This is a genomic window from Burkholderia seminalis, assembly GCF_001718535.1.
Taxonomy (GTDB): domain Bacteria; phylum Pseudomonadota; class Gammaproteobacteria; order Burkholderiales; family Burkholderiaceae; genus Burkholderia; species Burkholderia seminalis.
The window spans coordinates 1,507,953-1,532,133 of record NZ_CP013398.1; the positions used below are offsets into that span (position 1 = coordinate 1,507,953).

Sequence of the window (24,181 nt, forward strand, 5' to 3'; positions counted from 1 at the left end):
ATCATGGAGTGGTTTAGATGACGTTCTGGAATCTGTATTTCATCCTGAAGTTCGCGCTGTTCGCGACCGGGCACCTGCAGCCGTTCTGGCTCGCGAACCTCGCGTTCGCGGTGGCGCTCGCGGCGAGCGCGCCGATCCGGCGGCGCGCGTGGCGCATCGTGCGGCAGATCGCGGCGATCGCGATCGCGGTGCCGCTGCTCGCGCGCGAGATGCACGCGCCGCCGCTCGCGCGCCTCGTCGATGCCGCGCGCGAAGTGAGCACGTTCCGTTTCGACTACTGGATGGAATTGCTGCCGCGCCTGCTGCCGCCGTTGCTGGTGCTGACGGTCGCCGGCGCGCTGATCGTCTATTTCATCGTGAACCGCTGGCTGCGCGTCGCGACGTTCGTGCTGGCCGTGCTGATCGCGATGCCGCTGTGGCAGGCCGGCAGCGGGCTGATGGCGCGCGTCGTCGCGCCGGCCCCGCAGCAGGCGAACGCGACGGGCGCCACGCGCGCCGACCAGCCCGAGGATCACAACGCGGCGCTGGTGACGTTCCGCGCCCAGGAGTCGCAGCGGCAGGTGGCGTTCGGCCATCTCGGCCAGGATCCGGCCACGCAGTTCGACGTGATCGTGCTGCACATCTGCTCGCTGTCGTGGGACGATCTCGATGCGGCGAAGGTGCGCAACCATCCGATGCTGAGCCACTTCGACTACCTGTTCACGAACTTCAGCACGGCCGCGAGCTACAGCGGCCCGGCGGCGATCCGCGTGCTGCGCGCGAGCTGCGGGCAGGAGGCGCACGCGGACCTGTACAAGCCCGCGCCGCAGCAGTGCTACCTGTTCTCGCAACTGGCGCGCGCCGGCTACTCGGTGCAGTCGCTGCTGAACCACGACGGCCATTTCGACAACTTCCTGCAGGTGATTCACGACAACATCGGCGTGGCCGATGCGCCGATGATCTCGAACGCGGCCGCGCCCGTCGCGATGCACGCGTTCGACGGCTCGCCGATCAAGGAGGACTATTCGACGCTCGCGAACTGGTACGCGCAGCGCGCGTCGGTGCCGGGGCCCGTCGCGCTGTACTACAACACGATCAGCCTGCATGACGGCAACCGTGTCGTCGGCAGCGCGCTGACGAGCATCGACTCGTATCCGCAGCGCGCGACGAAGCTGATGACCGACTTCGACCGGCTCGCCGACCTGATCGCGCAATCGGGCCGCCGCGCGGTGATCGTGTTCGTGCCCGAGCACGGCGCCGCGCTGCGCGGCGACGAGAATCAGATTGCAGGCCTGCGCGAAATCCCGACGCCGCGCATCGTGCACGGCCCGGTCGGCGTGCGGCTCGTCGGTTTCGCCGGCAACCATGGGGCAACGACCGTGATCGACCAGCCGACCAGCTTCCTCGCGCTCGCGCAGTTGCTGTCGAACCTGGTGTCGAACAGCCCGTTCAAGCCGGGCACGACGCTCGCGCAATACGCGGCGGACCTGCCGCGCACGCGCATGGTCGGCGAAAACGAGGGCACGGTGACGATGCAGACGGCCGCGGGTTACGCGGTGAAAACTCCGGACGGCGTATGGATCGACGAACACTAATCCTTCCCGGCGACGGCGACGACGATCGCCTGTCGCAACCCAACGACGTGATCGGTCTGTCGCGGCACCTGCCCGCGCTCGATCCCGAACGGTATGTCGACGAGCAGGCGCGGCGCGCGTTCGTCGAATCGCTCGATCGCTGGCCGACGCTGGCGAAGCTGATGGGATTGAAGCCGTAAACGCAAGACGGCCGGCGTGGGTGCCGGCCGTCGCTTCCTCTCAGGCGGTCCTGCCGATCCTGCCTATTGCGCCTTGCGCGCCGGCTGGCGCGTCCATTCGTGTTCCTCGCCCGGCACCTTGCCGAAGGTTTGATCGGCCCATGCCGCGCGGGCCGCATCGATCTTCGCGCGCGCGCTCGAGACGAAATTCCATTCGATGAAACGCTCGCCCGGCAGGTGCGCACCGCCGAGCAGCATCACGCGCGCGCCGTTCGCGCTCGCGAGCGCGACGGTCGCGCCCGGTTCGAGCACGGCCATCGTCGCCGCGGCGAGCGGCGTGCCGTCGACGGTGAGATCGCCGTCGACGAGATAGACGCCGCGCTCGTCATGCTCCGCATCGAGCGCGAGCCGGCCGCCCGGCGTGAATTCCGCGTACGCATAAAGCGTCGGCGAGAATACGGCGACCGGCGACGCCAGCCCGAACGCGGTGCCCGCGATCACGCGCACGTTCGCGCCGTCGCGCGTGAACGACGGCAGCGTGTCGGCCGCGTGGTGCACGAACGCGGGCGCGGTGTCTTCATGTTCGACCGGCAGCGCGACCCAGGTCTGGATCCCGTGGACCGGCTGCTCGCGCGGCCGATCCTCGTCGGGCGAGCGTTCCGAATGCACGATGCCGCGACCGGCCGTCATCCAGTTCACGTCGCCCGGCACGATCTTTTGCCGGAAGCCGAGGCTGTCGTGATGCATCAGCGAGCCGTCGAACAGGTAGGTGACCGTCGCGAGCCCGATGTGCGGATGCGGCAGTACGTCGATGCCGCGGCCGGCCGGCAGCACGGCCGGGCCCATTTCGTCGAAGAAGATGAACGGGCCGACGAGGCGCGCGGCGCGCGCGGGCAGCACGCGGCGCACGACGAGGTTGCCGATGTCGCTTTCGCGCGGCGTGAGCAGGGTCTTGATCGAGGCGGACATGGTGGGGGAGGCTCGTGGTCGGTGCGACAGGCGATCAGGCGATCGCCGTGTCGATCGTGATCGGGTGCGTGAGGATCTTGTGGACCGGGCACGCGTTCGCGATCTGCAGCAGGCGGTCGCGCTGCTCGTCGGTCAGGTCGCCGTCGAGCGTGATGCGGCGCACGATCGTGCTGCCCGCGCCGCCCGATTCGTGCGCGAGCTTCACGTGCACTTCGGCGAGCGGCCAGCCCTTGCGTTGCGCGTACATCTTCAGCGTGATCGCGGTGCACGCGCCGAGGCTCGACAACAGCAGCGCGACGGGTGTCGGCGCCGCGTCGCCGCCGCCGAGCGCAGCCGGTTCGTCGGCACGCCACTGATGGACGCCATCGCTGAAGTGGACGAGGTAATCGACCGAGCCGATGCTCGCTTCGACGGACAGTTCGCTCATTGCAGTTCCAGGTGGGGAAAGGGGGCGGGCCGGCGGCGTGGCCGGCCGGGCGTTACGGTTCGAGCAGCCGCTGCAGCCGCAGTTCCTCGAAATCGAGCTCCGATTCTATGCGGTGCAGCACCGCGTCGTCGACCTTGCCGTCGCGGTGCAGGTCGAGCAGCGCGCCGCGCGACACGCCGACGAGTTCGAGCTCCACGCGCAGCATGCGCGTGCGCACGCCGGCGGGCTCGGCGCCTTGCCGGTGCGCGCGTTCGTTGAACGTGACGCGGTTGCGGTATTCGGCGAGCAGGCGGTCGAGCGACGGACGCTCGAGATCCGACCCGCGCTGCTCGCGTGCGTCGAGCTCGGCGAGCGCCGCGCCGAAGGTATGCGCGCGCACCGCATGCTCGGACATCGTGCGGCGCGCGGCCGGGCGCAGCTTCAGCACGCGGATCAGCGGCGCAAGCGTGCCGCCTTGCACGACGAGCGTCGCGATGATCAGCAGGAACGTGCTGAACAGGATCAGGTCGCGGCCGGGGAAGTTGGCCGGCAGCGCGACCGCGGCCGCGAGACTCACGACGCCGCGCATGCCCGACCAGCCGAGCACGACGGCCTCGCGCCACGACCACGGCGCATGCCCGGCGCGCGGCGCGCGCAGGCGGCCCGGCAGCCACATCGCGGCGAATACCCACACGACGCGCGCGCCGATCGCGGCGGCGGTGGCGGGCAGCGCGACGCGCAGGCCGGCCATCAGCACCGCGCCTTCGTGGTTCACGCGCGCGAGGATCGCGTGCAGCGCGAGACCGATCAGAATGAACACGAGCGCGTCGAGCACGAACACGATCGCTTCCCACGTCGCCTTTGCCTTGATCCGCATGTCGGCGTCGAACACGCGGTGCTGGCGCACGCCGAGCACCAGGCCGCAGGTGACGACCGACAGCACGCCCGAGCCGTCGACGGCTTCCGCGACGCCATAGCTGCCCCACGCCATCGCGAAGGTCACGACGATGCCGAGCATCGGATCGCGCAGGCGCGGCAGCACCCAGCACATCGCATGGCCGCAGGCGAGGCCGACCGCGATGCCGATCAGCGTGAGCGAGAAGAACAGGCCGGTGGCGCTCGCGGCCGTGATCGACACGGCGAGCGCGGCCGAGACGGCCATCTGGTACAGCAGCAGGCCCGACGCGTCGTTGACGAGGCTTTCGCCCTCGAGCACCGCGACGAGCCGCGCGGGCAGCGGGTGGCGCTGCAGGATCGCCTTCGCGGCGACCGCGTCCGGCGGCGACACGATCGCGCCGAGCGTGAAGCACGCGGCCCAGGGCAGATCGGGGTTCGCGGCATGCACGGCGAGTGCGACCGCGACGGTCGTGAACGCCACCGCGCCGAGCGCGAGCGACGTGATCGATGCGAGTTGCTCCCGGAACTCCTTCCACGCGGTGTAGAACCCGCTCGACATCAGCAGCGGCGGCAGCACGGCCGCGAGCAGCAGCGCCGGGTCCATGTCGGGCACGCGCTTGCCGGCGATCGCGATCGCGCAGCCGCCGAGCAGCAGCACGACGGCCGGTGGAATCGAGATGCGCTCGGCGAGCCACGTGAGCGCGCCCGCACCGCAGATCAACAACAGCAGGTAATGGAACAGTTCGACGTTGGTCATGCGCGGCCGGCAGGGAAGGGAGTCGTCACGACGGCTTGCGGTCGTTCGTCGTGCCGCCCGGCAGCGCGCCGAACATGTGCTGGCTGCACTGTGCGTCGCGCCATGCGGTGTTCAGCCGATGGCCGGACAGCATCCGGCGCGCGACCGGCAGGATCTGTTCGCCGGCCAGCATGCCGAGCAGGCCGGTGAGCGCGATGATCGGCGGCGCCGGCGAGTTCACGCCGAGTGCGCCGTAGATGACGCCGGCGAGGATGCCGGCGAGCAGTGACAGGAAATACGGTTTCATGGTGGGCTCCCGTGATGGCCGACGAAGGCGCGGCGCGCGTCGTCAAGGTCTTGAAAGCGTATCGGGTTTACATGAAGAAAAAAAGGGCGGGTCGCCCGGATCGGGCATCGATTGCGGAATCGGACCGATTCCATTTCTTGGGTGTTCGCGCCGCGCGTTTGCGGATTAAATGTTCGGGCCGGATGACGATCCGGCACCGACGCATCTCCGGCTCCTCCCGTTTTCACGGCCGAGGCAGGCCTCCCTTTTTTCGTTCACAGGACACCTTGCGCCATGAGCAATCCGAAACTCGAAGTACTGACACCGCAGAACAGCCAGCTGATCTTCATCGACCAGCAGCCGCAGATGGCGTTCGGCGTGCAGTCGATCGATCGCCAGACGCTGAAGAACAACGTCGTCGGGCTCGCGAAGGCCGCGAAGGTCTTTGACATTCCGACCACGATCACGACGGTCGAAAGCGACAGCTTCTCGGGCTACAGCTATCCCGAACTGCTCGACGTGTTTCCGAACCAGAAGACGCTCGAACGCACGTCGATGAACTCGTGGGACGACCAGAAGGTACGCGATGCGCTGGCCGCGAACGGCCGCAAGAAGGTGATCGTCTCGGGCCTGTGGACCGAGGTCTGCAATACGACGTTCGCGCTGTGCGCGATGCTCGAAGGCGACTACGAGATCTACATGGTGGCCGACGCGTCGGGCGGCACGTCGCAGGCCGCGCACGACTTCGCGATGCAGCGGATGGTGCAGGCCGGTGTCGTGCCCGTCACGTGGCAGCAGGTCGTGCTCGAGTGGCAGCGCGACTGGGCGCGCCGCGAGACGTACGACGCGGTGATGGCGCTCGTGAAGGAGCACTCGGGCGCGTACGGGATGGGGGTCGACTACGCCTACACGATGGTCCACAAGGCCGCACAGCGCACCGCGACGCCGCACGAGTCGCTCGCGCCGGTGCCGGCGAAGTAACGGGCTGCCGGATGCGATCGCCGCGGGGAATGCGGCGATCGCCTGTCATCGGCCGCCACGCATTCAGGCTGCCGGCAATGCCCACGGCGCGTGCGAGAAGTGTTCCGCGAGGAAGTCGAGCAGTACCGTCACGCGCGCGGCGCGCAGCATGCCGGGCGGCGTGACGAGGTTCACGTTGATGTCGGCGATCTTCCAGTCGCTCATCACTTCCTCGAGTTCGCCGCGCTGCATCGCCTCCCACACGAGGAACTCGGGCTGCAGCGCCAGGCCGTGACCCGCGACGAGCGCGGGAAGGATCACGTCCGCGTTGTTGGTGCGGATGCGTCCGTGCACGGACACGCCGACTTCCTCGCCCGAGGCCGGGTGACGGAAGCGCCAGTGCTCGGGTGTCGGCAGGTTCGTGTAGGTGAGGCACACGTGCTGGTCGATGTCGCGCGGGTGCGCGGGGCGGCCGCGCCGGTCGAGGTAGGCCGGCGCCGCGACGAGCGGCCGGCGCACCGCGCAGAGGCGGCGCGAGCGCAGCGACGAATCGTTGAGCTCGGCGATGCGGATGGCGACGTCGAAGCCGCCGGACACGATGTCGACGATGTGATCGGTGAGCACGAGGTCGATGTCGACGCGCGGATAGCGCTCGAGAAATGCGGGCAGCACCGGCGACAGGTGGCGCAGCCCGAACGACATCGGCGCATTCACGCGAACGAGGCCGTGCGGTTCGAGCGCCTGCGCGGACGCTTCGTTCTCGATCAGCTCGGCGTCGGCGAGCAGGCGGATCGCGCGGTCGCGCAGCAGTTCGCCGGTCGGCGTGAGCGACAGCTTGCGCGACGTGCGGTACAGCAGCATCGCGCCGAGGCGCTTTTCGAGGCGCGCGATCGCCTTCGACACGGTCGGCTGCGACACGCCGAGCAGGTCGGCGGCTTTCGCGAACGAGCCGGTCTCCGCGACGCGCGCGAAGATGGCCCAGGCTTCGAGATCAGGGAGGTGTTGCATGGTCGGAATGAATGGCAGGGAAGCGAAACGGATGCGATGTGCCGCGAAGGCGGAACGCGCGATGCAGGTGATTCTAATCCGGCCGGGAGAAAAATCGTTATGGAATCTTATCTACTTTCGTTGGGCGCCGGCGTGCTGATCGGCGTCGTATACAGCGTGATCAAGGTGCGCTCGCCGGCACCGCCGCTGATCGCGCTGGTCGGCCTGGGCGGCATGCTGATCGGCGCACAGGCGATCGCGCCGGTTCGTCACTGGCTCGGCTTCTGACCGCATCGAGGACACTTCATGAGCGCAACCGATACTCAACCCGATCTCATCCTGCACAACGGGCGCATCACGACGCTCGATCGTGCGAACCCGGTCGCGACGGCCGTCGCGATCAAGGACGGCCGCTTCGTCGCGGTCGGCGGCAACGCGGACGTCGTGCCGCTCGCGGGTCGCGCGACGAAGGTCGTCGACCTCGGCGGCCGCACCGTGCTGCCGGGCCTGATCGACAACCACACGCACGTGATTCGCGGCGGCCTGAACTACAACCTCGAGCTGCGCTGGGACGGCGTGCGTTCGCTCGCCGTCGCGATGGAGATGCTCAAGCGCCAGGTCGCGATCACGCCCGCGCCGCAGTGGGTGCGCGTGGTCGGCGGCTTCACCGAGCATCAGTTCGCGGAGAAGCGCCTGCCGACGATCGACGAACTCAATGCGGTGGCGCCCGATACGCCGGTGTTCATCCTGCACCTGTACGACCGCGCGCTGTTGAACGCGGCTGCATTGCGGGTGGTCGGCTATACGAAGGACACGCCCGAGCCGCCGGGCGGCACGATCCTGCGCGACGACGCGGGCAACCCGACCGGGCTGCTGCTGGCGAACCCGAACGCGACGATCCTCTACGCGACGCTCGCGAAGGGGCCGAAGCTGCCGTTCGACTACCAGTACAACTCGACGCGCCATTTCATGCGCGAGCTGAACCGGCTCGGCGTGACGGGCGTGATCGATGCGGGCGGCGGCTCGCAGAATTATCCCGACGATTACGAAGTGATCCGCAAGCTGCACGACGCGGGCGAGATGACGGTGCGGATCGCCTACAACCTGTTCACGCAGAAGCCGAACGCGGAGAAGGAAGACTTCGTGAACTGGACGAAGAGCGTCACGTATCACGACGGCACCGACTATTTCCGCCACAACGGCGCGGGCGAGATGCTGGTGTTCTCCGCCGCCGATTTCGAGGACTTCCGCGTCGCGCGGCCGGACTTGCCGGCACAGATGGAAGACGATCTCGAAGGCGTCGTGCGCGTGCTCGCGCAGAACCGCTGGCCGTGGCGCATGCATGCGACGTACGACGAAACGATCAGTCGTGCGCTCGACGTGTTCGAGAAGGTGAACCGCGATATTCCGCTAGACGGACTCAATTGGTTCTTCGATCATGCGGAAACCGTCTCCGAACGATCGATGGACCGCATCGCCGCGCTCGGCGGCGGCATCGCGGTGCAGCACCGGATGGCGTACCAGGGCGAATACTTCGTCGAACGCTACGGCGCGCAGGCGGCCGAGGCGACGCCGCCGGTCGCGAAGATGCTCGAGAAAGGGCTCAAGGTGTCGGCCGGCACCGACGCGACGCGCGTCGCGTCGTACAACCCGTGGGTGTCGCTCGCGTGGCTCGTGACGGGCAAGACGGTCGGCGGGTTGCGGATGTATCCTCGGCGCAACCTGCTCGATCGCGAGACCGCGCTGCGCATGTGGACCGAGTACGTGACGTGGTTCTCGAACGAGGAGGGGAAAAAAGGGCGCATCGCGGTCGGGCAACTGGCCGACCTGATGGTCCCGGATCGCGATTTCTTCACCTGCGCGGAGGACGATATCGTGGACACGTCCGCGCTGCTGACGGTGGTGGGCGGCCGGATCGTGTGGGGCGCGGGGCCGTTCGCGTCGCACGATGCGCCGATTCCGCCCGCGATGCCCGACTGGTCGCCGGTGCGCGAGTACGGCGGTTACGGCGGCTGGGGCGCGACACGGCACGACGGTGCACCGCTGCAGCGTGCGGCGGCAGCGGCCGCCGCGTGCGGCTGTTCGAGCGCGTGCAACGTGCATGGGCATGCGCATGCGGGCGCGTGGGGCCGCGCGTTGCCGACCTCGGATGCAAAGGGCTTCTGGGGTGCGTTCGGCTGTTCGTGCTGGGCGGTCTGACATGGCGATCCCGACCAACCCGGGCCGCGTCGGCAACCCGGCATGGGTCCGTGCGCTGCTGGCGCAGCCGTGGGTCCTGCCGCTCGTGCGGCTGGCGCTGGTGTCCGCGTACCTGATCGGCGGCGTCGCGAAGGCGCTGGACTTCGGCGGCGCGGTCGCGGAGCAGGCGCATTTCGGCCTGCACCCGGCCGCGCTGTGGGCGGCGCTCGCGATCGCGGTCGAGATCGCCGGCTCGCTGTGCGTGGTGTTCAACCGCTTCACTTGGCTCGGTGCCGGCAGCCTCGGTATGCTGACGCTGGTCGCGATGGCGGTGGCGAACGATTTCTGGAACCGCACGGGCGCCGAGCATTTCATGGCACTCAACAGCTTTTTCGAGCATCTCGGACTGATCGCGGCACTCGTGCTCGCGACACTGCTCGCCGATACGAAGCACGCGGCCGGTGACGGCCGCACGACTCGATGACGACGACACAACCAGGAAAACCCTTCATGAAATCCATTCGTTCCGTGTTGCTCGCCGCAATGATCGCGGGCGGTCTCGCCGTCGCGCCGGTCGCATTCGCGAAGACGCCGGTCACGAAGGCTGGCGCGACGCCGGCCGTGGCCGTCGGCCCGCAGTACGACACGACGCACGTGTGCGTGGCGCCCGAGGACTTCGATCGCTTCACCGACAGCTTCGTCGCGACCTTCGGCGGCAAGAAGTCGAAGCAGGGCGTGTTCCAGGTTACGCCCACGCCGAGCCAGACGATGTCGCAGCTCGTGCTCACGCCGGTCGGCACGGTCTCGGTGTTCGGCTTCAAGACGCCGATCCCGTATCCGTTCTGCGCGGAGCGCACCGGTTATCTCGTCACCGATCTCGACGTCGCGATGAAGTCGGCGCGCGCGCACGGCGCGGACGTGGTGGTCGACACGTTCCCCGACCCGATCGGCCGCGACGCGATCATCCGCTGGCCGGGCGGCGTGAACATGCAGCTGTACTGGCATACGGAAGCGCCGCACTACGATGCGCTGGAGACGGTGCCCGAGAACCGCGTGTACGTGTCGCCGGAAAGCGCCGACACGCTCGTGCGCGACTTCGTCGCGTTCTCGCACGGCAAGGTGGTGTCCGACGTGCGCCGCGCGCCGGGCGTCGAGATCGGCCGGCCGAACGACACGTACCGGCGCATCCGCATCGAATCGGGCTTCGGCAAGATGACGGTGCTCGCCACCGACGGCCATTTGCCCTACCCGTTCGGCCGCGAGATGACCGGCTATGAAGTGCGCGATCTCGCCGCGACGCTGAAGCAGGCGCAGGCCGCGGGCGTGACCGTGCTCGTGCCGCCGTTCGCGTCGGACGGCCGCGATGCGGCGCTCGTGCAGTTCCCGGGCGGCTACGTCGCCGAGATCCACGCGGGCGCGGCGCGATGAAGCACGAGGATACGATTCTTGCCGCGGTGGCCGGCTTCGTCGACACGCTGAGCTTCGTCGCGCTGTTCGGGCTGTTCACCGCGCACGTGACGGGCAACTTCGTGCTGATCGGCGCGGGCATCGCGGGCTTCGGCCAGGGTGTCGTGCTGAAGCTCAGCGTGTTTCCCGCGTTCGTGTGCGGCGTGATCGCGAGCAGCCTGATCGCGCGGTCGATGTCCGCGCGGCCGGCCTGGCAGGGTACGCGTGCGCTGCATGCGGTACAGGCCGTGCTGCTGCTCGGCTTCTGCGCGGCCGGCGTGTGGGCGACCCCCGTCACGCAGCCCGACAGCCTGCCGGCGCTCGTGGCCGGCATCGTCGGCACGTTCGCGATGGGCGTGCAGAACGCGCATCCGCGCGTGATCCCGCGCGCCGGCGTGCCGAACACGGTGATGACCGGCAACGTCACGCAGGCGATCCTCGACGTCGTCGATATCCTGTCCGCCGGCACGGCCGACAGCGTGCGCGCGGCCGCCCGCGCGCGCTTCGCGAAGATGCTGCCGGCGATCGTCGCGTTCGCGCTCGGCGCGGCATGCGGTGCGCTCGGGTTCCGCTACGTCGGGTTTCCGGCGTTGCTCGCGCCCGTCTGCGCGCTGGCGGTGCTCGCGCTGCGCGCGTCGCAAGCGGCCGGCACCGTCAAGCCGGAGCACGCATGAGCCGGCGGCGGGAACGGCATCGTCGCGCGCGCCGCTTCGATCGTGCGGCCCGGGCGTCGGTCGTCGCGGGCTTGCTGCTCGCGGGCGCCGATGCCGCCTGCGCGGAAACGGCAACCGCCGCGACCACGACGTCGGCCGCCGAAGGCGCCGCATCGACCTGTACGGCCAAGCGGCCGACCGTGCTGTTCAATCGCTGGCAGGAAGACTGGTCGGTGCTCGCGAATCCGTGCGTGCCGCGCGCGCCGCTCGACGAGTTGAAGTACATTCCGCTCGGCAACGATCCGGCCGCCTATCTGTCGCTCGGCGTGAACCTGCGGGAGCGCCTGGAGACCAACGATGCACCGCTGTTCGGCATCGGCTCCGCGCAATCGGACACGTACCTGATCCAGCGCGTCGAAGTGCATGCCGATGCGCATCTCGGCCAGCACTGGCAATTCTTCGTGCAGTTGCAGGACGACCGCGCGTTCGGCAAGAACACGATTTCGCCGGTCGACAAGAATCCGCTCGATCTCGAACAGGCCTTCGTGACCTACACGGGTGCGCTCGGCGGCGGCACGGTCAAGTTCCGCGTCGGCCGCCAGGAGATGGCGTTCGACCTGCAGCGCTTCATCGCCGCGCGCGACGGCCCGAACGTGCGGCAGGCGTTCGATGCGGTGTGGGCCGACTACGAGTACCGGAAGTGGCGTTTCATCGGGTATGCGACGCAGCCGGTGCAGAACCGCACCGTGTCCGCGTTCGACGACGTGTCGAACCGCGATCTCACCTTCAGCGGCGTGCGCTTCGAGCGGCAGTCGGTCGGGCCCGGCGACCTGTCCGGCTACTGGTCGCGCTACAACCGCAGCAACGCGCGCTTTCTCGATGCGAGCGGCGCCGAGCGGCGCGACGTGTGGGACCTGCGGTACACGGGCACGCAGGGCCGCTTCGACTGGGATCTCGAGACGATGCTGCAGACGGGCACGGTCGGCAGCAGTTCGATCCGCGCGTGGGCGGTCGGCTCGATCGCCGGCTACCGGCTCGACGCGCCGTGGTCGCCGCGCGTCGCGCTGCAGGTCGATGCGGCGTCGGGCGACCGGCATCCGCACGACGGCCGCGTCGGCACCTTCAACCCGCTGTTTCCGAACGGCTATTACTTCACGCTGGCGGGATTCACGGGTTACTCGAACCTGATCCACGTGAAGCCGTCCGTGACGTTGAAGCCGTCGGCGAACCTGTCGCTGCTCGGCGCGCTCGGTTTCCAGTGGCGCGAGACGACCGGCGATGCGGTCTACCAGCAGGGCAACGCGGTCGTGCCGGGCACGGCAGGCAAGGGCGGGTTGTGGACGGGGATGTACGTGCAGCTGCGTGCGGACTGGACGATCGCCGCGAACCTGATCGGCGCGATCGAGGCCGTGCATTTCCAGGTCGGCGATGCGATCCGGCAGGCGGGCGGGCACAACGCCGACTACGTCGGCGTCGAGCTGAAGTACGGCTGGTAACGCGCGGGTACGCGATGCATGAAAGAAGGGCGGCCGGCAGGCCGCCCTTCGTGCGTTCGGGCCGGCTTCGCCGCCGGCCCGGTCGGTGCGGGCCCGTTACAGGTTCGGCGACAGCGCGAGCGCGTTCGTCAGGTCGCCCATCGGCTGCCCGCCGTTCGCCTTCAGCGCGTCGTCGCGCTGCTGCAGGCCCGCGAGGCGCGGCAGCGAGAAGCGGCGCGTGATGAAGCGCAGGATCGAACCCGTGTCGTACTGCGTGTGGTCCACGAAGCCCTTCTTCGCGTACGGCGACACGATCAGTGCCGGAATGCGCGTACCCGGGCCCCAGCGGTCGGCGCTCGGCGGCGCGGCATGATCCCAGAAGCCGCCGTTTTCGTCGTACGTGACGACGACAACCATGTTCTTCCACTGCGGGCTGGCCTGCAGGTGCGCGATCACGTCGGCGATGTGCTGGTCGCCGGAGGTCACGTCCGTGTAGCCCGGGTGTTCGTTCAGGTTGCCCTGCGGCTTGTAGAACGCGACCTGCGGCAGCGTGCCCGCGTCGATCGCCTTGATGAACTCGGCGCCGTTCGCGCCGCCGTCGAGCAGGTGCTGCGCGCGGCTCGCGGTGCCCGGCGCCTGGTTCGCGAAGTAGTTGAACGGCTGGTGGTGCGGCTGGAAGTTCGGCGTCGACAGATCGGCACCGTAGATCACGTTCGACGTGCCGTTCTGGCTCGCCTGCAGCGCCTGGCCCCATGCGCCGCTGTACCAGGCCCACGACACGCCTGCGTTGGTCATCAGGTCGCCGATATTGGTCGCCGTCTGCGGCGGCATCGTCGACGGATTCGCCGGGTCGGCCAGCAACGGGTCGCCGCCCGTGGCCGCCTTGTTGCCGCTCGGCTGATACGCCGGCTGCATCGTGTTGATGCCGTAGAAGTCGGGCGTGAGCGCGCCGTCGTTGACGAACTTCGGCGGGCCGCTCAGCGCGGAGGCCGGCGAGTTCGTCGCGACCTTCAGCGACTTGCCGTCGGCATTCAGCACGGCGATCTTGCCGGCCGCGGGGCTCTTGTCGGCGTTCGGGTAGTACGGTGCGCACGCGCAGACCAGGTACTGGTGGTTCAGGAACGAACCGCCGAACGCGCCCATGAAGAAGTTGTCGGCGAGCACGTACTGCTGCGCGATCTTCCACAGCGGCAGCTTCGACGGATCCGCGGTGTAGTGGCCCATCGTCAGGCCGCCCGCGTCGGTCCAGGCGGCGTACATGTCGTTCTTGCCGCCGTTGATCTGCATCTGGTCCTGGTAGAAGCGATGCACGATGTCGCGCGTGGCGATGCTCATCGACTGGTTGAAGCCCTTCGGGTCGTCGATCGCGAACGGCGCGTTCGGCAAGTTCGCCGTCATCGCCTCGGTGACCGCCGGCGTGATGCCGGTCGCGGTCAGGCCGCCCCAGATCTTCGGCAGCGTCGCCATCGTCGAGCCGTCGCGATCCTTCTGCACCGAGTTCGCGGCCGTCGCGTTCTGCAGGCCGTTCGCGCCCGGGAAGTTGCCGTACAGGTTGTCGAAGCTGCGGTTTTCCGCATAGATCACGACGACGTTCTTGACGGCGGACAGGCCTTGCTGCGTGACATCGTCGCCGCCGCAGGCGGTCAGGCTGAGCGCGGCCGCAAGGGCGATCGGCGTGTAGCGAATCCAGGCGTGCTTCTTCATGCGATGTTCTCTCTCATTCGTCGTTGGTCGCGTGTGGGAACCGGGTGGCGGGAGGGCCGGCGCACGAACCTCGCGGTACCGCCCGGCAGCGCGCATTATCTGGAACCGATTTGACAGCCGGGTGTAGGCGCGCTTTCAATTGACTGTCGGTGGAACGTCATTGAACGGTCATGGAACTGACATAAGCTCCGGCCGATCGCCCACCGCTACCAGAACAACGACGATGCACACCCTTCTGAAATCCCTCGCGTCCGCGCGATCGCTGATCTCCGCCGCGGCCGCGCTGGCACTCGCGGGCGGACTCGCGGCGCTCGCCGGTTGCGATGCGCGGCCCGGCACGACCGCGTCGGCCGCGTCCGTCGTACCGGCGGCTCAGGCCGCGTCGGCCGGCCCGGCGGTCGCGCCAGCCAGCCAGCCGCAGACGCGCGCGCAGGTGTTCGAGGGCGTGAAGCAGATGACGGCACTCGGCAAGCAACTGTTCTTCGATCCGTCGCTGTCCGGGTCCGGCAAGCTCGCCTGTGCGTCGTGCCATAGCGCCGAGCATGCGTTCGGGCCGCCGAACGCGTTGTCGGTGCAGCTCGGCGGCGACGACATGCACCGTAGCGGTTTTCGCGCGGTGCCGTCGCTGAAATACCTGCGCGGCATTCCGCCGTTCAGCGAGCACTTCCACGATTCGCCGGACGAAGGCGATGAAAGCATCGACGCGGGTCCGACCGGCGGCCTGACCTGGGACGGCCGTGTCGACACGCGCGACGCGCAGGCGCGCATTCCGCTCACGTCGCCGTTCGAGATGAGCAGCTCGCCCGCACGGGTGGCGAAGGCGGTTCGCGCCGCGCCGTATGCCGACGCGTTCCGCAAGGCGTTCGGCGATCAGGTCCTCGGCGACGATCGGGCAACGTTCGATGCCGTGCTGCGCGCGCTCGACGCATTCCAGCAGCAGCCGGCGCTGTTCGATCCGTACACGAGCAAGTACGACGCGTATCTGGCCGGCCGCGCGCGGCTCACGCCTGCCGAGCTGCACGGCCTGCAGCTGTTCAACGACGAGAAGAAGGGCAACTGCGCGAGTTGCCACATCAGCCAGCGCACGCTCGAAGGCGGCCCGCCGCAGTTCAGCGATTTCGGGCTGATCGCGATCGCGGTGCCGCGCAACCGCGCGCTGCCCGTCAACCGCGACCCGCGCTTTTACGATCTCGGCGCGTGCGGTCCCGAGCGCACCGACCTGAAGGGCCGCGACGAATTCTGCGGGCTGTTCCGCACGCCGTCGCTGCGCAACGTCGCGCTGCGCAAGACGTTTTTCCACAACGGCGTGTATCACACGCTCGAGGACGTGATGCGCTTCTACGTCGAGCGCGACATCCATCCGGAGAAGTTCTACCCGGTCGTGCACGGCAAGGTGCAGATCTACGACGACCTGCCGAAGCGCTACTGGCCGAACATCAACCGCGAGCCGCCGTTCGACCGCAAGCGCGGCGAGCAGCCGGCGCTGAACGCGGCCGAGATCAAGGACGTGATCGCGTTCCTCGGCACGCTGACTGACGGATATCAGCAAACGGCCGCGCCGGCCGGGCACTAGAAGGCGCTGCCGCCGGCACGCATGCTATGCTCGCTCGCTGACGGGCGCGCTGCGGGCCGGTTCGCCGGCCCGCAGCGCGCCGTTCGATCGAACATCCAAGGAGAAAAACATGTCGATGCGCGCATCCCTTTCCGTCGTCACGCGTGTGCTGGCCGGCGCCGCGTGCGCAGCCGCGATGCTGCCCGCCCATGCGCAGAACAACCTGAGCTTCCTGAACGACACGCCGATCAGCTATTTCAGCAACGCCGACCGCGCGTCGCTCTCGAAGGCCGTCGTGCAGGCGCGCGACGAAGGCAAGGACGGCGAAACCACGACGTGGCAGAGCAGCGGCCGCGGCACGCAGATCGACGCGAAGCTCACGCCGACCACGACCGAGACGGACGGCAAGACCTGCCGCGAAATCACCACCGACATCACCGCGAAGGGCCAGACGATGACGCTCAAGCCCGTCTACTGCAAGACGGCCACGGGCAAGTGGCAGTTGCAGAAGCGCTGAGCACACGCGCGATGAAGCGGGGCGGCGCGCCGCGCACGGTGTCGTGCGGCGTCGTGATTCTCGATGCGGCCGGCCGCGTGTTCCTCGCGCACGCGACGGATACCACGCACTGGGACATCCCGAAGGGGCAGGGCGAGCCCGGCGAGACGCCGGCCGACGCCGCGCTGCGCGAGCTGCTCGAGGAAACCGGCATCGAGCTCGCGCCGGCGCGGCTGCTCGATCTCGGCCGGTTTTCCTATCGTCACGACAAGGATCTGCACCTGTTCGCGGTGCGGGTGGCCGCAGGCGAGATCGATCCCGCGCACTGCACGTGCACGTCGCTGTTCCCGAGCCGTCGCGACGGCTCGATGATTCCCGAGATGGATGCGTACCGCTGGACCGCGCCGGGCGACGTCGACGCATATGCGAGCCGCAGCCTCGCGCGGCTGTTTCGCACGAAGCTGTCGCTGGCGGACCTGCATCGGCGGTTGGCGGGCGCATGAGCGTGTGCGGCGGCTCCCGCCGCGGCGTGCCGTTTCGATGCGCGCAAAAAAACCGGCACTTGGGCCGGTTTTTTTTGGGGTGACGCGAGGGCGGCGCCCGAAGCCGCCGCCGCGCGCCGAGCAGGCCGTCAGGCCGGCTTGCCCCAGCTGTCGCGCAGCCCGACGATCCGGTTGAACACCGGCTTGCCCGGTTTCGAATCGACACGGTCGGCAACGAAGTAGCCGTGACGCTCGAACTGCAGGCGCGTTTCCGGCGCGATGTCGCCGTTACCGGGCTCCAGATAAGCCTGCACGATCTTCTTCGAATCGGGGTTCAGCGCCTCGAGGAAGTTCGCGCCGCCCGCGTCCGGATGCGGCTCCTTGAACAGGCGGTCGTAGATCCGCACTTCGGCCGGCTGCGCATGCTTCGCGCTGACCCAGTGGATGTTGCCCTTGACCTTGTACGTGTTCGCGCCTTCGGTGCCCGACTTGCTGTCCGGGAAGTAGTTGCAGTGCACGGCCGTCACGTTGCCGTCGGCGTCCTTGTCGAAGCCCGTGCATTCGATCACGTAGCCGTAGCGCAGGCGCACCTTGTTGCCCGGGAACAGGCGGAAATAGCCCTTCGGCGGGTTCTCGACGAAATCCTCGCGCTCGATCCACAGCTCGCGCGAGATCGGGAACGTGCGCACGCCGCGGTCCGGGTGGTGCGGATGCACGGGCGCCGTGCACGCTTCCTCGAGGTCTTCCGGATAGTTGTCGATCACGAGCTTCAGCGGATCGAGCACCGCGACCGTACGCGCGGCCTTGTCGTCGAGGTCGTCGCGCAGCGCGCCCTCGAAGATGCTCATGTCGATCCACGAATCGATCTTCGTCACGCCGATCCGCTCGCAGAACAGGTGGATGCTCTCCGGCGTGAAGCCGCGACGGCGCACGCCGACGATCGTCGGCATCCGCGGGTCGTCCCAGCCGTCGACGTGGCCTTCGGTGACGAGCTGCAGCAGCTTGCGCTTGCTGGTGATCGCGTACGTGAGGTTCAGGCGCGAGAATTCGATCTGTTGCGGCAGCGGACGCGTGAACACGCCGGCTTCCGCGAGTTCGTTCAGCACCCAGTCGTACAGCGGGCGGTGATCCTCGAATTCGAGCGTGCACAGCGAATGCGTGATGCCTTCGAGCGCATCCGAGATGCAGTGCGTGTAGTCGTACATCGGATACACGCACCAGGCGTCGCCGGTGCGGTAGTGGTGCGCGTAGCGGATCCGGTAGATCACCGGATCGCGCATGTTCATGTTCGGCGAAGCCATGTCGATCTTCGCGCGCAGCACGTGCTCGCCTTCCTTGAACTCGCCGGCCTTCATGCGGCGGAACAGGTCGAGGTTTTCCTCCGGCGTGCGGTCGCGGAACGGCGACGGCTTGCCGCCTTCCGTCAGCGAGCCGCGGTTCGCGCGCATTTCGTCGGCGCTCTGGCTGTCGACATACGCCTTGCCGCGCTTGATCAGCAGCTCGGCGAACTCGTACAGCTTGTCGTAGTAGTCGCTCGCGAAATACTGATGATCGACCGCGTCCTTGCGCCAGTCGAAACCGAGCCAGCGCACCGCGTCGACGATCGAATCGACGTACTCGACGCTTTCCTTTTCCGGGTTCGTGTCGTCGAAGCGCAGGTGGCACACGCCGCCGTAGTCGCGCGCGACGCTGAAGTTCAGGCAGATGCTCTTCGCATGGCCGATGTGCAGATAGCCGTTCGGCTCGGGCGGGAAGCGCGTCTCAACGCGTCCGCCCCATTTGCCGGTGCGGTTGTCGTCGTCGATGATGTTACGGATGAAATTGGAAGCCGCGGGGGCGTCGTTGCGTTCGGTGCTCATGCGGTTGGCGTCAGGTTGTGTCGGCGCGTCGCGCCGGTTTAATCCTGTAATTCTACCTGACCGGGGTCCGTCCCGCGCGGGTCGCGGGTCCGGTACCCTGCGTGCGCGATGCGCGCCGCAATATATCGAGTGTGTGTCGGCTGTAACACGACGTAAATCGGATTGCCCGCGCCGTTCGGGTTTTCCTATGATGGCTTTACCGATTCAACGCCGCCATTCGTATTTTTTGCCTGGCGGGAGGAAGCCAATAACCATGATGAAGAAGACCACTTTTCTCGTTCGTACCGCGGTGATCGTCGCGGCCCTGTCGCAACTCGGCGCATGCGCGATGACGCATACGCAGCGTAATGCCGGGATCGGCGCGGCCGCGGGCGGCGCACTCGGTTACCTGATCACGGGCGGCCCGGTCGGCACGGTCGCCGGTGCGGCGGCAGGCGGCCTGGTCGGCGCTGGCGTCCGCTGAACGCAGGACGGCCGTGACGTCGACCTGAATCGACGTCGCGGCCCGCTCGCTCCTCACGCACATCCTCCGGTTTTTTGACAGGCAGCATCAGGGAGAGGAGGGTATGCGACACTTCGTCGACGCCACCACACGATTCCATTCGTCGACGAACCCCGCCATGAGCGACCCCTTCGTTTTCGTCTTGCCGGGCTACGGCAATTCCGGCCCGCTTCACTGGCAGAGCCGCTGGGAGCGTGCCGATGCGCGCTTTTCGCGTGTCGCGATGCCCGACTGGGACCGCGCGTTCCGCAACGGCTGGTGTCTCGCGCTCGACCGCGCGGTCCAAGCCGCGCGCGGGCCCGTGGTGATCGCCGCCCACAGCCTCGGCACGCTGACCGCCGCGTGGTGGGCGACGCGCTATGCGCGTCCGGCCGCGCTCGCGAAAGTGCGCGGCGCGCTGCTGGTCGCGTTGCCCGATCCCGCCGGACCGGCGTTTCCGGCCGACGCGCACGGCTTCGGCCCGGTGCCGCGCGAGCGGCTGCCGTTTCCGACCTGCGTCGTCGCGAGCAGCGACGATCCGTACGGGTCGCTCGCGTTCGCGCGCGGCTGCGCGCACGCGTGGGGCAGCGAATTCCGTGACATCGGCCCGCGCGGCCACCTCAACGCGGACAGCGGGCTCGGCGACTGGCCGGCCGCCCGCGGCTGGCTCGACGCGCTCGCGCGGTAGGCGGGCGAGCCGCCGCCGCGCGAGCCCGGCGCGTCAGATCGCCTGCTTCGCCTTCAACGCGGCGATCCGCGCGTCGTCGTAGCCGAGCATCTCGCGCAGCACGTCGTCGGTCTGCGCGCCGAGCAGCGGCGGGGCCGTGCGCGCGTCGGGCGGCGTCGCGCTCATCCGGATCGGGTTGCGCACGAGCTTCACGTCCGCGCCGCACGGGTGCGGCAGCGATACCTGCATCCCGCGCGCGACCACCTGCTCGTTGTCGAACACCTCGTCGAGATCGTTGATCGGGCCGCACGGCACGCCGGCCGCTTCGAGCACGGCGATCCAGTCGGCCTTGCCGCGCGCCTTCACCATCTCCGCGAGGATCGGCACCAGCGTGTCGCGGTGGCGCACGCGCGACGGGTTCGTCGCGAAGCGCTCGTCGTCGGCCAGCTCGGACCGGCCGCCGGCCTCGACGAATTTGCGGAACTGCCCGTCGTTGCCGACCGCGACGATGATCCAGCCGTCGCGCGTCTGGAACGTCTGGTACGGCACGATGTTCGGATGCGCGTTGCCCCAGCGCACCGGCGGCTTGCCGCTCGCGAGGAAGTTGGTGTTCATGTTCGCGAGCAGCGCGACCTGCACGTCGAGCAGCGCCATGTCGATGTACTGGCCTTCGCCGGTGCGGTCGCGGTGCGCGAGCGCGGCGAGCACCGCGATCGTCGAATAGAGGCCCGTCGCGAGATCGGCGATCGCGACGCCGGCCTTTTGCGGGCCGCCGCCCGGCTCGCCGTCGCGCTCGCCGGTGATGCTCATGAAGCCGCCGATCCCCTGCACGATGAAGTCGTAGCCCGCGCGGTGCGCGTACGGGCCCGTCTGGCCGAAGCCGGTGACCGAGCAGTAGACGAGATCGGGCTTCACCGCGCGCAGCGACGCGTAATCGAGCCCGTATTTCTTCAACTGGCCGACCTTGTAGTTCTCGAGCACGACGTCGCTTTGCGCGGCGAGCTCGCGCACGATCTGCTGGCCTTCGGGCGTCGCGATGTCGATCGTCACCGAGCGCTTGTTGCGGTTCGCCGCGAGGTAGTACGCGGCCTCGGCGGTATCCGCGCCGTCCGCGTCCTTCAGGTACGGCGGCCCCCAGTGGCGCGTGTCGTCGCCGGCGCCCGGGCGCTCGACCTTGATCACGTCCGCGCCGAAATCGGCAAGGGTCTGCGCGCACCACGGGCCCGCGAGCACGCGGGTGAGGTCCAGCACGCGGATATGGCTCAGGGCACCCATCGTCGAATCGTCTCCTTTCATGGCTGACCTGCCTTGTCGGGCAAGGCCGATTGGCATGCCGAGCATCTTAAGGCGAATCGGCCGCGCGGGTGGCCCAGCCGGGCCGTCCGGATGGCCGAGCCGCTTTGCCGGCGCTTTGCCCGGAAGCCGGCCCCGATCCCGTATAATCGATCGTTTCCGAATCCATGCCGTCGCGCGCCCGTCAAGGGCGCCGGCGTTTTGAAGCCGTCTTTGCCAGACTGTCCCCGCACGCCATGAAAGCTGCCGAAATCCGCGAGAAATTCCTCAAATTCTTCGAATCGAAGGGCCATACGATCGTCCGCTCGTCGAGCCTCGTGCCCGGTAACGACCCCACGCTGATGTTCACGAACTCGGGCATGGTCCAGTTCAAGGACGTCTTCCTCGGCACGGACCCGCGCCCGTACTCGCGCGCCACGACGGCGCAGCGCAGCGTCCGCGCGGGCGGCAAGCACAACGACCTCGAGAACGTCGGCTACACGGCGCGCCACCACACGTTCTTCGAGATGCTCGGCAACTTCTCGTTCGGCGACTACTTCAAGCACGACGCGATCAAGTTCGCGTGGGAGCTGCTGACCACGGTCTACCAGCTGCCGAAGGACAAGCTGTGGGTCACCGTCTACCAGGAAGACGACGAGGCGTACGACATCTGGGCGAAGGAAGTCGGCGTGCCGACCGAGCGCATCATCCGCATCGGCGACAACAAGGGCGCGCGCTACGCGTCGGACAACTTCTGGACGATGGGCGACACCGGCCCGTGCGGCCCGTGCACCGAAATCTTCTACGACCACGGCCCGGACGTGTGGGGCGGCCCGCCGGGGTCGCCCGAAGAAGACGGCGACCGCTACATCGAGATCTGGAACCTCGTGTTCATGCAGTTCAACCGCGACGCGCAGGGCAACATGACGCGCCTGCCGAAGCAGTCGGTCGACACCGGCATGGGCCTCGAGCGTCTCGCCGCCGTGCTGCAGCACGTGCACAGCAACTACGAGATCGACCTGTTCCAGAACCTGATCAAGGCCGCCGCGCGCGTGACCGAGATCAGCGACCTCACGAACAACTCGCTGAAGGTGATCGCCGATCACATCCGCGCATGCTCGTTCCTGATCGTCGACGGCGTGATCCCCGGCAACGAAGGCCGCGGCTACGTGCTGCGCCGGATCGTGCGTCGCGCGATCCGCCACGGCTACAAGCTCGGCCGCAAGGGCTCGTTCTTCCACAAGCTGGTGGCCGACCTCGTCGCCGAGATGGGCGTCGCGTATCCGGAGCTGAAGGAAGCCGAGCAGCGCGTGACCGACGTGCTGCGCCAGGAAGAAGAGCGCTTCTTCGAGACCATCGAGCACGGCATGTCGATCCTCGAAGCGGCGCTGGCCGACGTCGAGGCGAAGGGCGGCAAGGTGCTCGACGGCGAACTCGCGTTCAAGCTGCACGACACCTACGGCTTCCCGCTCGACCTCACGGCCGACGTGTGCCGCGAGCGCGGGATGACGGTCGACGAGCCGGCATTCGACGACGCGATGGCGCGCCAGCGCGAACAGGCGCGCGCGGCCGGCAAGTTCAAGGCCGCGCAGGGCCTCGAATACTCGGGCGCGAAAACCACGTTCCACGGCTACGAGGACATCGCGTTCGACGACGCGAAGGTCGTCGCGCTGTACGTCGACGGTTCGGCCGTCAACGAAGTGAAGGCCGGCCAGGATGCGGTCGTCGTGCTCGACCACACGCCGTTCTATGCGGAATCGGGCGGCCAGGTCGGCGACCAGGGCGTGCTCGCGAACGCCGCGACGCGCTTCGCGGTGGCCGACACGCTGAAGGTGCAGGCCGACGTGATCGGCCATCACGGCACGCTGGAGCAGGGCACGCTGAAGGTCGGCGACGTGCTGCGCGCGGAAATCGACGCGCATCGCCGTGCCCGCACGCAGCGCAACCACTCGGCCACCCACCTGATGCACAAGGCGCTGCGCGAAGTGCTCGGCGCGCACGTGCAGCAGAAGGGTTCGCTGGTCGACGCGGAAAAGACCCGCTTCGACTTCGCGCACAACGCGCCGATGACCGACGACGAAATCCGTCGCGTCGAGCAGATCGTCAACAACGAGATCCTGGCCAACGCGCCGGGCATCGTGCGCGTGATGCCGTACGACGAAGCGGTGAAGGGCGGCGCGATGGCGCTGTTCGGCGAGAAGTACGGCGATGAAGTGCGCGTGCTCGATCTCGGCTTCTCGCGCGAACTCTGCGGCGGCACGCACGTGCACCGCACCGGCGACATCGGGCTCTTCAAGATCGTCGTCGAAGGCGGCGTCGCGGCCGGCATCCGCCGCGTCGAGGCAATCACCGGCGACAACGCGGTGCGCTACGTGCAGGAGCTCGACGCGCGCGTGAACGAAGCGGCGGCCGCGCTGAAGGCGCAGCCGTCGGAACTCACGCAGCGCATCGCGCAGGTGCAGGACCAGGTGAAGTCGCTCGAGAAGGAGCTGGGCGCGCTGAAGTCGAAGCTCGCATCGAGCCAGGGCGACGAGCTCGCACAGCAGGCCGTCGAAGTCGGCGGCGTGTACGTGCTGGCCGCGACGCTCGACGGCGCCGACGCGAAGACGCTGCGCGAAACGGTCGACAAGCTGAAGGACAAGCTGAAGAGCGCGGCGATCGTGCTGGCGGCCGTCGAAGGCGGCAAGGTCAGCCTGATCGCGGGCGTCACGCCGGACGCGAGCAAGAAGGTCAAGGCCGGCGAACTCGTGAACTTCGTCGCGCAGCAGGTCGGCGGCAAGGGCGGCGGCCGTCCGGACATGGCGCAGGCGGGCGGCACCGAGCCGGCGAACCTGCCGGGCGCGCTGGCCGGCGTGAAGGGCTGGGTCGAAGAGCGGCTCTGATCGTCATGCGACCGGTGCGATGCCGTTGCGCTGACGGCATCGCGTGAATGAAACAACGACC

At 68.3% G+C, this 24,181-nt stretch carries 23 protein-coding genes; 15 read left to right on the forward strand and 8 right to left on the reverse strand.

Going from position 1 to position 24,181, the window contains the following annotated elements; all coding sequences use genetic code 11:
* The first annotated feature begins 17 nt into the window (after positions 1–17).
* Entirely contained in the window at positions 18–1,574 is a 1,557-nt protein-coding gene (bcsG, locus tag WJ12_RS06845; protein WP_069245615.1) for a cellulose biosynthesis protein BcsG, read from the forward strand.
* On the forward strand, positions 1,556–1,753 hold the full coding sequence (locus WJ12_RS06850; RefSeq protein ID WP_034186737.1) for a hypothetical protein: 198 nt from the start codon (positions 1,556–1,558) through the stop codon (positions 1,751–1,753). Before bcsG ends, WJ12_RS06850 begins: the two co-directional genes overlap by 19 nt.
* A gap of 63 nt (positions 1,754–1,816) precedes the next feature.
* Here the strand turns inward: WJ12_RS06850 and WJ12_RS06855 are convergent, their stop codons facing one another.
* Genes WJ12_RS06855 through WJ12_RS06870 form a run of 4 tightly spaced genes read right to left on the reverse strand, consistent with a single transcriptional unit; the run spans position 1,817 to position 5,047 of the window.
* A complete protein-coding gene (locus tag WJ12_RS06855) occupies positions 1,817–2,701 on the reverse strand; it encodes a pirin family protein (RefSeq protein WP_034186738.1) in 885 nt (294 codons plus the stop codon).
* A gap of 34 nt (positions 2,702–2,735) precedes the next feature.
* Positions 2,736–3,128 (reverse strand): OsmC family protein, encoded by a 393-nt coding sequence (locus WJ12_RS06860; RefSeq protein WP_034186739.1) that lies wholly within the window; start codon positions 3,126–3,128, stop codon positions 2,736–2,738.
* A gap of 52 nt (positions 3,129–3,180) precedes the next feature.
* Positions 3,181–4,761 carry a cation:proton antiporter gene (locus WJ12_RS06865; protein ID WP_069245616.1) on the reverse strand — a complete coding sequence of 527 codons (1,581 nt, stop codon included), beginning with the start codon at positions 4,759–4,761 and terminating at the stop codon, positions 3,181–3,183.
* Positions 4,762–4,786: 25 nt separating this feature from the next.
* On the reverse strand, positions 4,787–5,047 hold the full coding sequence (locus WJ12_RS06870) for a XapX domain-containing protein (protein WP_034186741.1): 261 nt from the start codon (positions 5,045–5,047) through the stop codon (positions 4,787–4,789).
* A gap of 273 nt (positions 5,048–5,320) precedes the next feature.
* Between WJ12_RS06870 and WJ12_RS06875 the strand changes: the two genes are divergently transcribed.
* On the forward strand, positions 5,321–6,007 hold the full coding sequence (locus WJ12_RS06875; RefSeq protein ID WP_034186742.1) for a hydrolase: 687 nt from the start codon (positions 5,321–5,323) through the stop codon (positions 6,005–6,007).
* Between the two features lie 63 nt (positions 6,008–6,070).
* On the opposite strand, the gene WJ12_RS06880 is transcribed toward WJ12_RS06875, so the two are convergent.
* Positions 6,071–6,994, reverse strand: a complete 924-nt coding sequence (locus tag WJ12_RS06880) for a LysR family transcriptional regulator (RefSeq protein ID WP_034186743.1) — start codon at positions 6,992–6,994, stop codon at positions 6,071–6,073.
* Positions 6,995–7,093: 99 nt separating this feature from the next.
* On the opposite strand from WJ12_RS06880, the gene WJ12_RS06885 reads away from it, so the two are divergent.
* Genes WJ12_RS06885 through WJ12_RS06910 form a run of 6 tightly spaced genes read left to right on the forward strand, consistent with a single transcriptional unit; the run spans position 7,094 to position 12,746 of the window.
* A complete protein-coding gene (locus WJ12_RS06885) occupies positions 7,094–7,261 on the forward strand; it encodes a DUF1427 family protein (protein WP_059557006.1) in 168 nt (55 codons plus the stop codon).
* Between the two features lie 18 nt (positions 7,262–7,279).
* On the forward strand, positions 7,280–9,172 hold the full coding sequence (locus tag WJ12_RS06890) for an amidohydrolase (protein ID WP_069245617.1): 1,893 nt from the start codon (positions 7,280–7,282) through the stop codon (positions 9,170–9,172).
* Between the two features lies 1 nt (position 9,173).
* Positions 9,174–9,635 carry a DoxX family protein gene (locus tag WJ12_RS06895; RefSeq protein ID WP_069245618.1) on the forward strand — a complete coding sequence of 154 codons (462 nt, stop codon included), beginning with the start codon at positions 9,174–9,176 and terminating at the stop codon, positions 9,633–9,635.
* 26 nt (positions 9,636–9,661) lie between these two features.
* Positions 9,662–10,579 (forward strand): glyoxalase, encoded by a 918-nt coding sequence (locus tag WJ12_RS06900; protein ID WP_069245619.1) that lies wholly within the window; start codon positions 9,662–9,664, stop codon positions 10,577–10,579.
* Entirely contained in the window at positions 10,576–11,271 is a 696-nt protein-coding gene (locus WJ12_RS06905) for a YoaK family protein (protein ID WP_049035816.1), read from the forward strand. Before WJ12_RS06900 ends, WJ12_RS06905 begins: the two co-directional genes overlap by 4 nt.
* Positions 11,268–12,746: an alginate export family protein gene (locus tag WJ12_RS06910; RefSeq protein WP_069245620.1), complete on the forward strand. Its 1,479-nt coding sequence runs from the start codon at positions 11,268–11,270 to the stop codon at positions 12,744–12,746. The genes WJ12_RS06905 and WJ12_RS06910 overlap by 4 nt, the downstream gene beginning before the upstream one ends.
* 96 nt (positions 12,747–12,842) lie before the next feature.
* Here WJ12_RS06910 and WJ12_RS06915 read toward each other — a convergent pair whose 3' ends face one another.
* Positions 12,843–14,429, reverse strand: coding sequence for an acid phosphatase (locus tag WJ12_RS06915; protein WP_059557001.1), 1,587 nt, complete (start codon positions 14,427–14,429; stop codon positions 12,843–12,845).
* Positions 14,430–14,652: 223 nt separating this feature from the next.
* Here WJ12_RS06915 and WJ12_RS06920 point away from each other — a divergent pair, with 223 nt between their 5' ends.
* From WJ12_RS06920 to WJ12_RS06930, 3 genes are all read left to right on the forward strand, one after another.
* Positions 14,653–16,002: a cytochrome-c peroxidase gene (locus WJ12_RS06920; protein ID WP_069245621.1), complete on the forward strand. Its 1,350-nt coding sequence runs from the start codon at positions 14,653–14,655 to the stop codon at positions 16,000–16,002.
* A gap of 109 nt (positions 16,003–16,111) precedes the next feature.
* On the forward strand, positions 16,112–16,498 hold the full coding sequence (locus tag WJ12_RS06925; RefSeq protein WP_034191202.1) for a hypothetical protein: 387 nt from the start codon (positions 16,112–16,114) through the stop codon (positions 16,496–16,498).
* 11 nt (positions 16,499–16,509) lie between these two features.
* A complete protein-coding gene (locus WJ12_RS06930; RefSeq protein ID WP_049035811.1) occupies positions 16,510–16,980 on the forward strand; it encodes an NUDIX hydrolase in 471 nt (156 codons plus the stop codon).
* A 128-nt stretch (positions 16,981–17,108) separates the two neighbouring features.
* On the opposite strand, the gene WJ12_RS06935 is transcribed toward WJ12_RS06930, so the two are convergent.
* Positions 17,109–18,818, reverse strand: coding sequence for a glutamine--tRNA ligase/YqeY domain fusion protein (locus tag WJ12_RS06935; protein ID WP_034191200.1), 1,710 nt, complete (start codon positions 18,816–18,818; stop codon positions 17,109–17,111).
* A 253-nt stretch (positions 18,819–19,071) separates the two neighbouring features.
* On the opposite strand from WJ12_RS06935, the gene WJ12_RS06940 reads away from it, so the two are divergent.
* Together WJ12_RS06940 and WJ12_RS06945 are read left to right on the forward strand one after the other, a co-directional pair.
* A complete protein-coding gene (locus tag WJ12_RS06940; protein ID WP_006497729.1) occupies positions 19,072–19,281 on the forward strand; it encodes an ornithine acetyltransferase in 210 nt (69 codons plus the stop codon).
* A gap of 157 nt (positions 19,282–19,438) precedes the next feature.
* A complete protein-coding gene (locus WJ12_RS06945) occupies positions 19,439–19,987 on the forward strand; it encodes an RBBP9/YdeN family alpha/beta hydrolase (RefSeq protein WP_059556998.1) in 549 nt (182 codons plus the stop codon).
* A gap of 33 nt (positions 19,988–20,020) precedes the next feature.
* On the opposite strand, the gene WJ12_RS06950 is transcribed toward WJ12_RS06945, so the two are convergent.
* Entirely contained in the window at positions 20,021–21,241 is a 1,221-nt protein-coding gene (locus WJ12_RS06950) for a CaiB/BaiF CoA transferase family protein (RefSeq protein ID WP_069245622.1), read from the reverse strand.
* 254 nt (positions 21,242–21,495) lie between these two features.
* On the opposite strand from WJ12_RS06950, the gene alaS reads away from it, so the two are divergent.
* Positions 21,496–24,120, forward strand: coding sequence for an alanine--tRNA ligase (gene alaS, locus WJ12_RS06955; protein WP_034191197.1), 2,625 nt, complete (start codon positions 21,496–21,498; stop codon positions 24,118–24,120).
* The last annotated feature ends 61 nt before the right edge of the window (positions 24,121–24,181 follow it).